General features: G+C 60.3%; 13 protein-coding genes. 2 read left to right on the top strand and 11 right to left on the bottom strand.

Translation table 11 applies throughout. From position 1 onward, the window contains the following. Positions 1-28: 28 nt before the first annotated feature. The 4 genes from LB552_RS08985 to LB552_RS08970 are packed head-to-tail and all read right to left on the bottom strand — an operon-like array spanning position 29 to position 3937. A complete protein-coding gene (locus LB552_RS08985) occupies positions 29-805 on the bottom strand; it encodes an SDR family NAD(P)-dependent oxidoreductase (RefSeq protein ID WP_224604126.1) in 777 nt (258 codons plus the stop codon). Continuing rightward, positions 802-1932, bottom strand: coding sequence for an acetoin dehydrogenase dihydrolipoyllysine-residue acetyltransferase subunit (locus tag LB552_RS08980; protein WP_224604124.1), 1131 nt, complete (start codon positions 1930-1932; stop codon positions 802-804). The genes LB552_RS08985 and LB552_RS08980 overlap by 4 nt, the downstream gene beginning before the upstream one ends. Positions 1933-1951: 19 nt before the next feature. After that, the gene (locus LB552_RS08975) at positions 1952-2959 is read right to left on the bottom strand and encodes an alpha-ketoacid dehydrogenase subunit beta (protein ID WP_224604121.1); all 1008 of its coding nucleotides are present in this window, start codon (positions 2957-2959) and stop codon (positions 1952-1954) included. A 12-nt stretch (positions 2960-2971) separates the two neighbouring features. Then, positions 2972-3937, bottom strand: a complete 966-nt coding sequence (locus tag LB552_RS08970) for a thiamine pyrophosphate-dependent dehydrogenase E1 component subunit alpha (RefSeq protein ID WP_224604119.1) — start codon at positions 3935-3937, stop codon at positions 2972-2974. A gap of 345 nt (positions 3938-4282) precedes the next feature. Here LB552_RS08970 and betI (LB552_RS08965) point away from each other — a divergent pair, with 345 nt between their 5' ends. Further along, a complete protein-coding gene (betI, locus tag LB552_RS08965) occupies positions 4283-5077 on the top strand; it encodes a transcriptional regulator BetI (RefSeq protein WP_224604116.1) in 795 nt (264 codons plus the stop codon). A 337-nt stretch (positions 5078-5414) separates the two neighbouring features. On the opposite strand, the gene LB552_RS08960 is transcribed toward betI (LB552_RS08965), so the two are convergent. From LB552_RS08960 to betI (LB552_RS08940), 5 genes are all read right to left on the bottom strand, one after another. Further along, positions 5415-7508 (bottom strand): ABC transporter permease, encoded by a 2094-nt coding sequence (locus LB552_RS08960; protein ID WP_224604113.1) that lies wholly within the window; start codon positions 7506-7508, stop codon positions 5415-5417. Further along, a complete protein-coding gene (locus LB552_RS08955) occupies positions 7505-8602 on the bottom strand; it encodes a glycine betaine/L-proline ABC transporter ATP-binding protein (protein ID WP_224604111.1) in 1098 nt (365 codons plus the stop codon). The genes LB552_RS08960 and LB552_RS08955 overlap by 4 nt, the downstream gene beginning before the upstream one ends. A gap of 84 nt (positions 8603-8686) precedes the next feature. Beyond that, complete coding sequence (locus LB552_RS08950; protein WP_224604097.1) at positions 8687-9622, bottom strand: ABC transporter substrate-binding protein; 936 nt, start codon at positions 9620-9622, stop codon at positions 8687-8689. Between the two features lie 63 nt (positions 9623-9685). Then, positions 9686-10486: an SDR family oxidoreductase gene (locus tag LB552_RS08945; protein ID WP_224604095.1), complete on the bottom strand. Its 801-nt coding sequence runs from the start codon at positions 10484-10486 to the stop codon at positions 9686-9688. Between the two features lie 116 nt (positions 10487-10602). After that, entirely contained in the window at positions 10603-11232 is a 630-nt protein-coding gene (betI, locus tag LB552_RS08940) for a choline-responsive transcriptional repressor BetI (protein ID WP_224604092.1), read from the bottom strand. An 83-nt stretch (positions 11233-11315) separates the two neighbouring features. Between betI (LB552_RS08940) and LB552_RS08935 the strand changes: the two genes are divergently transcribed. Then, a complete protein-coding gene (locus tag LB552_RS08935) occupies positions 11316-12368 on the top strand; it encodes a helix-turn-helix transcriptional regulator (protein ID WP_224604088.1) in 1053 nt (350 codons plus the stop codon). A 10-nt stretch (positions 12369-12378) separates the two neighbouring features. Here the strand turns inward: LB552_RS08935 and LB552_RS08930 are convergent, their stop codons facing one another. Both LB552_RS08930 and LB552_RS08925 read right to left on the bottom strand, forming a co-directional pair. Beyond that, complete coding sequence (locus tag LB552_RS08930; protein WP_224604085.1) at positions 12379-13773, bottom strand: flavin-containing monooxygenase; 1395 nt, start codon at positions 13771-13773, stop codon at positions 12379-12381. Continuing rightward, entirely contained in the window at positions 13763-13966 is a 204-nt protein-coding gene (locus LB552_RS08925; RefSeq protein WP_224604082.1) for a hypothetical protein, read from the bottom strand. Before LB552_RS08925 ends, LB552_RS08930 begins: the two co-directional genes overlap by 11 nt. Positions 13967-14003: the final 37 nt, after the last annotated feature.

The following is a 14003-nucleotide window of genomic DNA, read 5'->3' as shown; positions in this document are numbered from 1 at the left end:
CCCATCCATCGTTCGGCCCGAACGGACGTCAGTGCGACGTCAGCCCGCCGTCGATGTTTATTGATTGTCCAGTCACGCTAGGGGCCAAGGCCAGGTAGATAGCCAGTCCTCCAACCTCCTCAGGGGTCTGGGGACGCCCCTGAGGCACGAACTCCAGTATGTGCCGCAGCCAGGACTCTTCGGGAGTTTCTCCCTGCTCCTTTAATTCTTCCGAGAGCGTGTCCCACATCTGGGTTTTGACCACCCCCGGGCAGATCGCGTTCACGGTGATGCCGTCGCGAGCGAGCTCTTTTGCAAGAGAATTGGTGAATCCAAGCACGGCGTATTTCGAGGCGCTGTAAGCAGCCAGTTTCGGATAGCCGTCTTTGCCGGAGACGGAGGAGATGTTGATGATCCGGCCGAAGGCATTGCGTCTCATGGCAGGGATCGCGGCTTTGCATGACAGGAAGACGCCCTTGACGTTGACGTCCATCACCCGGTCCCACTCGGCTTCCTCCACGTCTTCCACCGAGGCGACGCTGATGACGCCGGCGCAATTGACCGCAATGTCCAGCTGGCCGTACTGGCGCTCGACTTGCTCGACCATGCCGACGAGATCGCCGTAGTTTCTGACATCGATGACACAGGGCTCGGCTCGACCGCCCGCCTCGCGGATTTCCGCGGCAACGGCCTCGGCACTGGCCGCCTCGGTATCGGCCACGACCACTGCGGCGCCCTCGCCTGCGAGCGCCAGAGCGATCCCGCGACCAATGCCCCGGCTACCGCCGGTTACGTAGGCGGCGCGTCCTGCTAGCCGACCTGTCATGATTCGTCTCCAATGTGAGCGCTGATTATTGCGTTGAACTCCTTCGTGGCTTCCAAATGCGGCATGTGGCCGATCCCCGGCAGGAGATGTACGGCAACCGAGTTAGGGAGTTGGGTCGCCGGGTCGGCGGCAACAACGGCGTCCGCGTGTCCCCAGATCACGGCGACGGGAATCGTCGGGTTGTTCGCTGTCCAGGCCTCGAAATCATGCAGGAAATTCCGCGCTTGGCGCCCATTCGGAAAGCAAGCCGCGACAATCTTTGAAAGGGCAGGTTCGGCTCCGTCCATCCGCTTGTTGCGCGCGACCAGCTCTGCGAACTCGCGGCTGACCAGCGACTGATCGGCGAACAGCTTTCCAAGGCAATTCTGCAAGTCGCGCGCCTTCTTGGCGGCAACAAATTCCCGAGGGAATGCAGGATCGATATCTTCGGCAAGGCCTACAGGCGCTATGAGTGCGAGCGAGGCTATCCGCGCTGGATTCGCTAACGCGAGCTGAAGTGCGATGCCTCCGCCGAGCGAATGCCCGATAAGATGGGCGCGGCCGATCCCGAGAGCCTCAATGCCTTGTTCGAGGATCTGTGCGAGTTCAGGTAGATCCCCGGTCTGAATCTCTTTCGTCGACTCGCCATGCCCTGGCAGGTCGAAAGCATAGACTGCACGATCCGCAGCCAGCGTCGCCTGTGTCGTCTGCCAGGAGTCCAGGTCGCCACCAAAGCCGTGGATCAGCACGGCTGGAGTTCCGCCTTCACCAATTCGGAGGTATCGAAGACGCCGCCCGTCGGGCAGGTCTATTTGTCGAGGTCCCGGCAGCTGCTTGGAAGTGGTCGTACTCCCCTCGCTCTCTTGATGGCGAGCGACGAATGCGTCGACTTCGGCATCTTCCACGGTTTCGTCTGCAAGGACAGCGATCAGGGCACCGCATTCACGGGTTTCCCCGGGCGCGACTACGTGCCGACGGAGAATGCCGCTCTCCTGCGCCTCTAACACGTTGGTCACCTTTGCCGTTTCGATCTCGGCAATCTCCATCCCTGCCTCGACCCGCGCGCCCTCCGGCACAAGCCACTCAACCAGCGTCCCTTCCTCCATGGTGAGGCCCCAGGTCGGCATCGAAATGCCGGTGATTTGCATCTTCGTTGCTTCCCGTCGTTCAATTGTTCAGAAGTTGCCGGACGGCGGCTTCAACTTGGCCAGCGCTCGGGATGTAAGCTTCTTCCAGCACCGGGGCGAAGGGCACCGGCGTGTGAGGAGCAGTGACGCGGCGAATGGGAGACCTCAGCGCGGAAAAGGCCTTGTCCGCTACGATTGCTGAAATCTCGCTGGCAACGCTGCAGCGGGGATTGGATTCGTCCACGACTACGAGGCGGCCGGTTTCGTCGACGCTCTCCAAAATGGTCTCTTCATCGATTGGCGACGTGGTTCGCGGATCGATGACGGTCGCCTGTATGCCCGACGACGCAAGTCGGTCAGCCGCCTCGAGTGCGACATTCACCATCCGAGCGAGCGCGACGATCGTGACGTCCCGCCCCCGGCGCAGCACGGATGCCTCGCCAAACGGAACCGTGTAAGGATCGTCGGGTACCGACCCCTCGAGGTCGTAGAGCTTCGTATGCTCCAGGAAGATGACCGGATCGTCGTCGCGGATGGCTTCGATCAGAAGTCCCTTCGCGTCGTAAGGCGACGAAGGGATGACGACCTTCAAGCCCGGAATGTGGGTGAAGAAGGAATAGAGACATTGCGAATGCTGGGCTCCGGCACTGAACCCGGCGCCGAACATAGCCCGTATGACTAGCGGCGTCTTCGCCTTCCCACCAAACATGTACCGAAACTTGGCGGCCTGGTTGTATATCTGATCGAAACAGACCCCGATGAAATCAACGAACATCAGCTCTGCAACGGGTCGCAAGCCGGTGAGGGCGGCGCCTGCGGCCATGCCCATGATGGCGCTTTCGGTAATGGGCGTATCGATCACGCGCCCGCGGCCGAAGGCACCCACCAGCCCGCGGGTGACTCCCATGACACCGCCATAGGCATCGTCTACCCCCGTGCCGCCCGCGCCGCCTGCTACATCTTCCCCGATCACGACCACGCGCGGATCGCGGCGCATCTCGGCATGAAGGGCTTCGTTTATCGCTTGCCTGAAAGACTTTCTTGACATGCAGCGGTCCGATCAATAGCTGACGTAGACATCGGTCAGCAGGGCTGAAGGCGATGGATCGGCAGCCGCCCCCGCCTTCAATACGGCGGTCGCAATTTTCTCCTCGACCTCCACATCGATCGCATCGAGCTCCGTTTCCTCCAGGAGCGCCGAGGCGCTGACGCGAGCACGGAAGCGCAGCAAGGGGTCACCCTCCGAACGCGCCGCGTCCAATTCTTCCTTCGATCGATAGCTTTGCGGATCGCCGCAATAGTGGCCGTGGTGGCGTACGCAGCGCGCTTCGATGAAACTAGGTCCTTCACTGCGCGCGCGCTCTATGGCCTCTCCCATCGCCTCATGCACGGCAAAGAAATCAAGTCCATCAACGCAGGCAGCCGGCATGCCAAACGCAGCTGCGCGGGATGCGATGCTGCGGGAGCCCACGGCATACTCGACGCCGGTTCCCTCCGCATAGCCGTTGTTCTCGACAACGAAGATCACCGGGAGGCCAAGGACGACAGCCATGTTCATGGCCTCGAACATCGTCCCCTGGTTGGAGCCTCCATCTCCAGAGAAGGCTACGGCCACCTGCCCGGTTCCGAGCGTCTTGGCGGTCAGCGCCGCGCCAATCGCAAGGGGTGGGCTACCCCCTACGATCGCATTGGCACCGAGCATACCACGCTCGATGTCAGCGATGTGCATGGAGCCCCCTTTGCCACCGCAAAGACCTCCTGCTTTGCCGAAAATCTCCAGCATCATGCCGTCGACATCGCAGCCCTTGGCGATGCAATGGCCATGTCCGCGATGAGTCGAGCCGATGTAGTCTTTGTCATCGAGATGCATGCAGACACCGACGGCGCAAGCCTCTTGGCCGCTGTACAGGTGGACGAAGCCAGGAATCTCCCCGCTCGAGAAAGCGCGGTTCACCGCATCTTCGAAAGCCCGGATGGTTCGCATCTGGCGGTATGCGAACCGCAAAGCGTCTCGGCTCATCTGCATGGGCGGCAACCAATGGCTTGAACTACCTGGCGACCGGCGAAGTCGCTCAACTGGCCGAAAGGGCTGACGCTTGCGGCATTGCCGCGACCACGCCAACGCGTACCTATCCAGACACATTCAGTCGCCGCGGGTGACCCGCCTGCTCTCTCGTCGACCGGATGTGTGAACGTTCGCATCAAGCCCTCCCGTGCCTTTAGGTTCGGGCACGCTAGAGGCGACGGAGCGGGCGGTCAATGAAAAATTGGCATGAGTGCCAATTTTTTGGCACAGGTGCCAAGATGATCGTATCCGACGCGCTTCAATCGCGCCTATCGGGCATATTGGGCCGCACCACCGACACTCCGATTGCAGCGCGATCAGCTTCTTCTGATTTGGCTACATGAGCCGTTCGGGCCGCTATCGCACTGGAATCACGGAGCATTTCAGAATGACGATTTGCCGGACGACGCCGTTTCGTGCTACGAACAAACCGTTTCAACGTGCCGCGTGGTTGCGGGCAGCTCGAAATTCGACACGCCCCCCGGGGATCTGATGAAGACTCGAATTCGCGACATACGGCGCAAGGATTTGCAACGAGTCGCATTTGATATTTTGGCAGAGGAAGGCTTTCACGGCTTAACCCTCGGTAAAGTCGCTGAACGCCTCGGAATGTCCCGTGGCTTGGTCCATCATTATTTCAGGGACAAGGACGAGCTGCTGGAGGCGGCCGTTCGTTACGGAAACCGACTTATTTCAGAACAGATTGGCGCGAGTCTGCGCCGCTGCAAAACACCGAGGGAGCGGCTCGCAGTTATCTGCGAAGGCAACTTCGACCAGCGTATGTATATCGCAAGCCGTGCCCAATATTGGATTTCCTATTGTGCCCAAGCCACGTTTTCCGCGCGGTTTGCAAGGCTTCTGAATATCCAGAACTCACGCATGCAAAGCAACCTGTTGCACGAACTCAGGATCCTCTTAGCTCCTGCAGAAGCCGAGCGCGCCGCCGAGGTCATCAGCATGTTAATGGACGGCATCTGGCTGCGTCTTGCCGTAACCAAAGCGGAACCCACGCGTGAGGCAGCGATCGACATGCTTGCGAACTTGCTGGGTCAGTTGCTCGGCTCGGACCGCGACCCACCGACGCAGACCATCAGCGATTGAAACCGCAAAGCCGAACTCGGCCATATGCAAAACCAGCGGCTAACTGAGTTCAGGCTGGCAGCTTTATCGAGCCAACCGGGATCAATCTGTGCTTCGAGACGGTGAGGCGCGCCGGCTCGGTTCGCATGTCGGTTTCTGGCCTCGCCACAATGGCTTCGCGCCTTCAGGATAACCCGATGTTCGGTTATCGATCGCAGATGTTCTGATCGTGTCGGCGGTTGGGAACAGTCGCTCGTCTGGGTATCCTTTTCAGAGCGCATCATGCTGTCCTCGCGCTGTCCCAAAAATTGCAGGCCATCGAGTCTGATTAGGCCTACTCTCCCCGGCTGGCCCGGGGTCATGCTTCAGGGATGTTGCCCGTCTTTGAGACAGTCGCGCGCATGATACGATCGGAAATCATGGCGACGAACGCGATTGACAGACCTGCAACCATACCCTGCCCCGCGTCTGCCTTGCTGAGCGCGATGTACACCTGCTGTCCAAGATCCTTGGTGCCGACCAGCGCGGCGACGGGCAGCATCGACAAGGCGGCCATGATCGTCTGATTGACACCCAGAACGACGACGGGCTTGGCAACAGGAAGCTCGACGTGGATCAGACGTTGCCAGGCTGTGCAACCGATCTGCCGGGACGTCTCCACCAAGTCCCTCGGGACGCCCCTAATTCCATGCTCCACATAGCGGATCGGCGGCACTATTGCATAAAGCACGATCGCGATCAGGCCCGTCAGTTCACCCACTTGGAAAAACATCAAAGCTGGGATGAGGAAAATGAATTGCGGCATCGTCTGGAGCGTGTCGCAGATGGGTTTCATCAAGGCCGAAACCCGGTCGCTCTTGGCCGCCGCTATCCCCAGAAGCCCGCCAATCAACATGCAGATCAGCACGGCCAGGAGGCAAAGGTATAGGGACTGGCCGAGAGGGATGTAGAGGCCGGTGGCGACTACGAAATAGGTGCCAACGACGGACAGAAGCGCCAATCGCCAACCACCAATCGACCAACCAAGAGCCGTCACCACCAGAATGAAGGCAAGCCAGGGAAGCCCGTTGAAGCCGAAGAGAAGCAGGGCCGACGTGACCAGCAGTCCGATGGCGAGCTGCCATCGCCCACTGAGCCAAAGCCAAGCTGAACCCGCCAGCGCCAACACGCAGTAGGCCGCATTGATCTGAGGCGTCCACGCAAAGCCCCAGGTGAAAGGCGTCACGGCGCTGATCAGGCCGATCCGAAGCGGCAACATGAAGTGATATAGGACGAACACCTTGAAGTTATCCAGCGGCACCGAAAAATCATGCACAAGCCCCAGGACTACGCGATTCAGAATGTCTGGATTTATGATGCCCTGCACCTTGTCGATACATGCCATCGCCGAAGGCGAGGCGTGCAACAGCGCGCCGAACAGGAAGGGCACAATTGTAAGCATCAAGGTTCGCACCATGGCTTGTAACCGAGTGGAACGCACCTCGCTACGCCCCTGAGCCAAGCCGAAGGTGATCCGGTCGACGACCATCGCCAGCACCGCGATCACGAGGCCGGACAGGAGGCTTTGGCCGAACTCCGCCTTGCGCATAGCATTGAGCACTTCCCAGCCCACGTCGTTGAAGCCGCCGATGACGGCCGCCATGATCACCATGCTGAAGCTGGCCATCGTGGTCTGGTTGATCCCCGTCAGAATCTCGCGCTTGGCGGTCGGCAGCACGACATGCCAGAAGCGCTGACTCCTCGAGCAACCTGCCATGCTGCCCACTTCCAGGAGTGCGGTCGGAACGTGGCCAAGACCGAGCATCGTGCAGTGGACCATCGGCGCGACTGCGTAGACGACGCATGCGATCAACCCTACGATCGGACCAAAGCCGAAAAGCAGCAAAAGCGGGATCAGAAACGCGAAGGCCGGGACAGTCTGCAACAGGTCGAGCATGACCATCGTAACGCTGCGCACGAACTTTGACGAATGGGCTGCCACTCCAAGTAGGAAGCCGAGGGTGACGGCGATCGGCACGGCCAGAACGACCATGGACAGGGTATTCATTCCCTGCTGCCAGTAGCCAGCAGCGACAATGTAGCCGAGCGCGGCCGCGGTAAACAGCGCAAGCCGCCACCCTCGCGCCAGCCAACCGAACAATGCGAAGAGCGCGAGCATGGCCGGCCATGGCATCCACCGCAAAGCAGAGCTGCAGACATTCAGGGCTGCCCCGAGAACTGCGGCCAACGATCTGCAGATCGGTGTCAAAATCGGAACGACCACATCAAACAGGCCGTTCACCAGGGATGCGACTGGCAACAACCAGCCAGTTGGATAATTCAAGACCCAAGGGAAAGCCTCCCTCGAGGCAAGGCTAAGCGCCGCCAAGCCGAGAACGCAAAGCCACACCCACTGCCTGAACTTCATGGGCAGGCTTTCGAAAGGCGCAAGCACGACCTCCTGAACGCTCACGTTGCTCCTCGCTCGACCGTGTCGTTTGCCAGAACTTTTGCGATGACCTCGGATGTAAGCAGGCCTACAGGCCCCTTGCCCTCACGGGTAACTACGAACGATCGAATACCCGCAATGCTCCGCGGTAACAGAGCTTCGATCGGCATCCATTCGTCCACCTCGTGCGTCCCCTCATTGGAACTCCAGTTGCCCGGAATTGCCTCCATGACGGAGCCCGCGGTCACGACCTTTGCAAGGGAAACCTCTCCGGTAAAGCTCGCGACGTAGGAATCGACCGGGTGCAGCATGATCTGAGCCGGCGTTCCGATTTGTATTATCCGCCCTTCTCGCATGATGGCGATCCTGTCAGCTAGGCGGAAAGCCTCCTGGATGTCGTGCGTGATGAACACAATGGTCTTCTGGAGCAGGCGCTGCAACCGTAGGAACTCGTCCTGCATCTGGCGTCGGATCAGGGGATCCAGCGCGGAGAACGGTTCGTCCAGGAACCAGAGTTCTGGACCGACGGCCAGCGAACGGGCAATGCCGACGCGTTGCTGTTGCCCTCCGGAAAGCTCGTGCGGCATGCTGCGCTCGCGGCCTTGAAGGCCAACCAGCGCCATCATTTCCTGGCCCTTCTTGAACCTTTCGGCCAGGGACATTCCCTGCATGCGCAGCGGAAAGGTAACATTGTCGAGCGCGTTGAGATGCGGCAGCAGCCCGAAACTTTGGAAGACCATGCCCATCACTTTGCGGCGGACCTCAACCATCCGGCGCTCGCTGGCGGCCAAAAGATTTTCCTCGCCGAGCCAGACCTCTCCGTTCGTTGGCTCCACGAGACGCGACAGACATCGTACGAGCGTCGACTTGCCCGAACCGGACAAACCCATGACGACGAAAATCTCGCCTTGCTGGACCTCGAAGCTCACATCGGCCAAAGCAAGGAAGTGCCCGCTTGCCTCCAGCCTGCGCTTCAATACGGGAGCTGGTTCGGCCGACGAGAGGGCCGTGCCAAGCGCTTTCGCCGGGCGAGGGCCGTAGATCTTCCACAGGTTGCGGCATCGAAGCTTGGCGCTTGCCTTGGCGGCGGTGCCTGCTCGATCAACAGAATTGGTCATCTCGAACTTGTCTTTAGACTAGCTGGTTTTGGGAAGCGGTGAACCGAGGGTCCATTCCCAGGCTCACCGCGAGATTGCGTCGGCTCAGTCCTGCGCCGCCTTCAACCAAGCTTGCCAATCGCCTTGATGCTGGTCCAGCCAGTCATCGACAGCCTGGTCGAGGTTCTTGCCCTGCTTGTCGACGGCGTAGATCATCTTCTGCTGGTCATCCGCATGGAGCTGGAGCGATTTCATCATCTCGTATCCTGCAGGCCATTTCTGAGCGAACCCGGCCCACACTACCTTGATCACGGGTGGCGCGACAATGCATTCGGCGAGGTCCTTCGCGTCGCAAGGTGGCATTTTCAGCCATTCGACAGGCGTCTCGGCCAGCACCCAATGCGGAGACCAGAAGCGCATCAGAAGCGGCTTGTGAGCTGCGACAGCAGCCTGCAATTCCGCGACGAGCGCCCCCTCGGATCCGGCGGGAACAGGCGTGAAGGGGATATCGAACTTCTTCAGTTCCGCGCCGCTAACAGATCCCCAATCGGCGGGGTAGTCCAGCAGTCTGCCGTTTGGGAACGTCTCCGGCGTAGCGAGCGCCTGCACGCATGCTGGATCTTTTAACGCTGACCAGTCCGGCAATTCAGGACAAGCGGCCTTCGTGTCGGCCGTATATACCCAACCGTCCCGGCTTTGCAGGCCGAGCTCGCCGATTTCCTCGAGCTTGCCCTCGGCCTTTGCCTTGGGATAGACATCCCCCAGATTGCTTGGCCAAACCTCCGGAGATACGGCCAACGTGCCGTTTGCGATGCCGGTGAATTGCGGCAGCGTGCCCGCCGTGACGTATTCGACCTTGTAGCCCAGTTTCTCCAGCAGCTTTCCAGCAATGTGCGCCGTCAGGTTCTGGCCGGTCCACTCGTTGATCGCGATCTTAATCGCAGTGTCTTTGTCGCCCAACGGCTTCGCTACCGCCAGAGGGGAGCTCATGAGGGTGAGCGCCACGGGAATCGTCCAAAGAGTGAGCTTGCGACTGTTCATTTTATTCTCCCATTGTAATCGTTCTTATTGAGATCGTCCTTCCAGGCGGGACGCGTTAGCCGTTCAGATGGGGCGGGGCGCGCTCATCGGAGCGAAGATTCCTGCCAGCATGCCGCCGTCGACCGGCAGTTCCGCTCCGGTGACCAAACGCGCCGCATCCGAAGCCAGGAACAAAATCGCCTCGGCGATATCCAAGGGCACTGGCAACTTGCGCATCGGCACCGCGCCGCTCAACCCTGCGACCGCCGCCTCACGCCCGCCAACTTCCCGGGCGAAGCTGTCCAGCATCTCCGAGTCGACATAGGTCGGATGAACCGAATTGCAGCGGATAGGTAGGGAGTTCGCCGCGCAATACAGCGCTACGCCTTTGGTGAGCATCCGCACCGCCCCCTTGCTGGCGGCATAGGCAACCGCGTCGTCAGCGGCGATGTTGCCGTAGATCGAGGAAATGTTGACGATCGAGCCCGTGTTGCCTTTGCCCTTCATGGCCCCGACGGCGGCTCGGCACCCAAGGAACGTCCCGGTCGCATTGACCTCCATCGTCCGCCGCCAGTCCGCCAGCGAGTACTCGATGAAATCGCCACCGCTCCAGATTCCCGCGCAGTTGACCAGAATGTCGATCTTTGCGGCGCTTTGGACGACAGTCTCGATCGCGCGCGACCAGGAAGTCTCGTCGGTCACATCGAGCGGCAGAAAGAAAGCCGACTCTCCAATCCCGGCAGCAGCTTCGTTGCCCCGGTCCCCGTTGATGTCGCCAAGGAACACGGTCGCACCTTCGCGGGCGAAGAGCCGCGCTGTCTCCCGGCCGATCCCAGAAGCCGCCCCGGAAATCAGTGCAACTTTTCCGGATAGCCGCTCAGCCATGAGATCGCTCCTTCGGTTCAAGTCCGCAGAGCCTATTCAGTTTACGGTAGCCAACAATGGTGCCAATGGTCACCATAGCAGTCGAGCCGGGCCTCTCTTTCAAAGGCCAAAGCAGTTCAGCCCAATTGCCAGCGTGAACCAGTCCGCGCCAGGTGTTGGTCCCACGGGACATTCGGAATCCGGTGCGCAAGGTAGTCAGCCAATTGCGCCAGTGCCTCAAGAGCAGTGAGTTCGCCGGGCCGCAGCCCCAGCCGCAGCCAAAGCCCATCGATCAACGTCGTTACGCCTAGCGCTACCGTTTCACACTGGTCAGCCGGAACTATCGCCGTCAAAGCGCTGATTAAGTTCGAATGCATCCGGGCGTGTACGATGCGCTGGATTCGAGCCAGCTGCGGCTCCCGGGGTACTTCAGCGCATAGTGCGAGCCACGCATGGCAGATGCCCGGGGTGAAGAACGCGGCGCTAAAGTTGCCGTCGATTATCGCCCAGAGCCTCTCTTCAGGGCTCCGCGCCAAGCGCATCAAACGGATAACTTCGTCCCGCAACAGGGAATTCGAGTGCCGCATGGCGTGCTCGAACAACTCCTGCTTGGTCTTGAAGTAGTGATGGACGATGCCCTTGGAGGCTCCGGCTTTCTGGGCGACCTTTTCTACGGTCGCTCCGGCCATGCCTTCCTTCTGCAGGACCTCATAAGCCGCATGGCGCAGTTCCCGTCGACGGATATCGCTTATTTTTGTCAGACTCATTTGCCGACATTGACATGTTTGGCCAAAAGGATCAAGAATTGGCCATCTGACCAATTTTCGGGCCAAAGGGCCAAGGAGGAGAGATGAACGTTCATTCTCCCGTAAGAGCAAAAGGGTTCGAAGTTCCGTACAGCATGGCCAGATTTGGCTTTTGCGATGCCATCGGGCGTGCGAGCTCTTCGATCGGCGACGAGAATTTCTATGACCATCTCCTTGAAGTGCTAAGCTCGCTTGTCGACTCCGACCTCCTTTCCCTGGTTCGGTACTCCAGCTTCGGCGCTCCCGACTTGATTATCCCTCGCGAAATCCGAAGCGAGGTGGCAGCCCCCTACGACTCCGGCCTCTATGCCCTGGACCCGTTTCATCACTATTGGCGCACCGTTGGAGTGCCTGCCGTTTGCTCGCTACGCCGGTTGGCGCCAATGGACATGTGGAAGAGCCGCTACGCTTTGGAGTTTTTGCGTGCAGCGCGCATCAGCGACGAGATCGCGGTGTTCCTCCCGCCTATTGGCGGTGCCAGCCCAACCCTCATTGTCGACCGGGCCGAAGGGGAGTTCACCGAAGCGGAGCTAGCCCGCATCGAGAAAGCCTTCCCTCTCCTGGCCGGGCTGCATAACGCCCACCTGAAGGCCATAATAAACCATGGCCTGATAGCCGACGCCGCGGAGAAGCCGTTGAGGCTCCTTGATCGCAGCGGCCAGGAACTCGCCGCCAACGGCGCCTGGAGACGATTGGCGACGGACCCCGTTGCCGGGTTGGCCGACGCTTTGGCCGACTTGGACAGTTCCGGCCGAATGCAAGTATCGCTTCCCGACGGCCGGCTTGTCGTCAGATCGCCGCTAGGAACTGACTTTGGCGCCGCGCCCGGCGGCCTCTGCGACCAGGTCGAGGTCACCGCCGTGCATGCGCCAACCGGACCCCGCAACGGCTGGCTAGAGGGTCTCACCCATAGAGAGAGACAGATCGTTGAGCTCACGCTCGAGGGCCATCCAATCGTCAGCATAGCAAATCGCCTTGGGGTCAAGCGCGGAACCATCAAGAACCACCGACTGCGCCTCTATCAGAAGTTGGACATCACCACCGAGCGTGAACTCTTCCTAGCCTACGTCCAGCATTTGCGAGCCGCAGGATCCTAGGCCGAGCCTCTCACTCGGCAGCGGACGAAAAGTCAAGCTCGGCGAGCCTCGGAACGGGCAGCCGGGTCCGCCCGAAGCCAAGGCTGCGCGCGCGCTTTCGACCGCGCCGGAGCTCGTTTTCCAGCTCGGCGAAATAGATGTCCTGATCGAGCTGCATCGTGTGGCGCGCCGATGCGTAGTAGCGGCTCATGTGCTTCTTCTCGTCGGCGACGATCGTGCGCTTCTGCTCTTCCTCGTCAGGCAACGCGTATTCGCCCGCCAGATAGGCGGCGATCCATTTTGCCTGGCGATCCGCGAGCGCGAAGAGCGTGATGCTGGGCTGCGCGAGCGCAATAAAGAACAGGTTGGGGATGCCGGGCTTGAGAACCCGCTTGAACAGAGGCAGCCGATTGCTGGGAGCCGAGATGAAGGCGGGGTCGAAGAACGGAAAGCTCACCTTGTAGCCGGTGGCCCAGACGATGATATCGATCTTCTCGCGGCGACCGCCTTCGAAGACCACGCTGTCCCCGTCAAGCTCCCTGATCCCCGGCCGGATCTCGATGTCGCCCGATGCGACAAGGGTCGGGAAGGTATCCGAAACGGAGACATGCGCCTCGAAAACGCGGTGATCTGGCTTCGGCAGGCCGAAGTCTTCCATATAGCCGACGGCGAAATGGAATATCCGGCGCCCGACCCAGCGCTGGAGCGAAAGCGGGAGCCAGGGGTAGAGCTTGCCCTTGTCCGCGGGCTTGCCGAGAAGGAAGCGCGGAAAGATGTGGGCTCCGCGGCGCGTGCTCACGAACAGCTTTTTCGTGATGTGGCGCGGGCTAAGCTCGTTGGCGATGTCCATCGCCGAATTCCCCATGCCCACGACGAGGACTTTTTTGCCCCTGAAGTCGACCGGAGTGAACGGGTCGCGGTAGGAATGGGAATGGATCTGCAGCCCATCGAAGTTTCCAGGATAGGCCGGCTCAGGCCACCGGGAATCCCAGTGATGTCCGTTGCAAACGAAGAGTGCATCGTACGAGCGCAGCTGGCCGTTTCTGAGGCGGACCTGCCAAACGCCTTGTCCGTCGCGCTCGGCCTTGATGACCTCGGTGTTTAGCTTCACCTTGTCGGAAAGCCCGAAATGCTTGACGTAGGATTCAAGATACTTGAGCACCTGGGTGTGGTGCAGATAGTGCGGCGTGTCCTTGGGCATCGGAAAGTCCGAGAGCTGCAGCTGCTCCTTCGACGTATCGATGTGCAACGAGCGGTAGGCGGCCGATTTCCCATTGGGATTTTCATACGCCCACTGGCCGCCGATGCGGTCGCTCATCTCGAACCAGTCGAAAGGAATGCCGCGCTCAGCGAGCGCCTTGGCGGTGACGATTCCGCTGCAACCTGCTCCGATGATGCAGCACTTGGGTAGCGTGTCAGGCTTCATAGTAGGGCTCCTGGCAAAGCGATCTTCGATATGTGCCGGAAGCTATTTCAACTGTTGTCGATCCAACAATGGTGCCGACGGTCACCATGATCGTCGGCGGCGATCCGCGCTTGACCTCTTCAGCATCTGGCCAGCCGTTCGCCCGATTTCCAAGAGCTCCTTGCTCCCCCATCATGGTGACCATCGGCACCATTGTTGGCGCGACTATGGGTGCCTAGCTTGCCGAATCC

It is taken from the genome of Mesorhizobium sp. CA7 (assembly GCF_020165015.1).
Taxonomy (GTDB): Bacteria; Pseudomonadota; Alphaproteobacteria; order Rhizobiales; family Rhizobiaceae; genus Mesorhizobium.
This window is presented reverse-complemented; position numbering and strand designations above follow the sequence as displayed.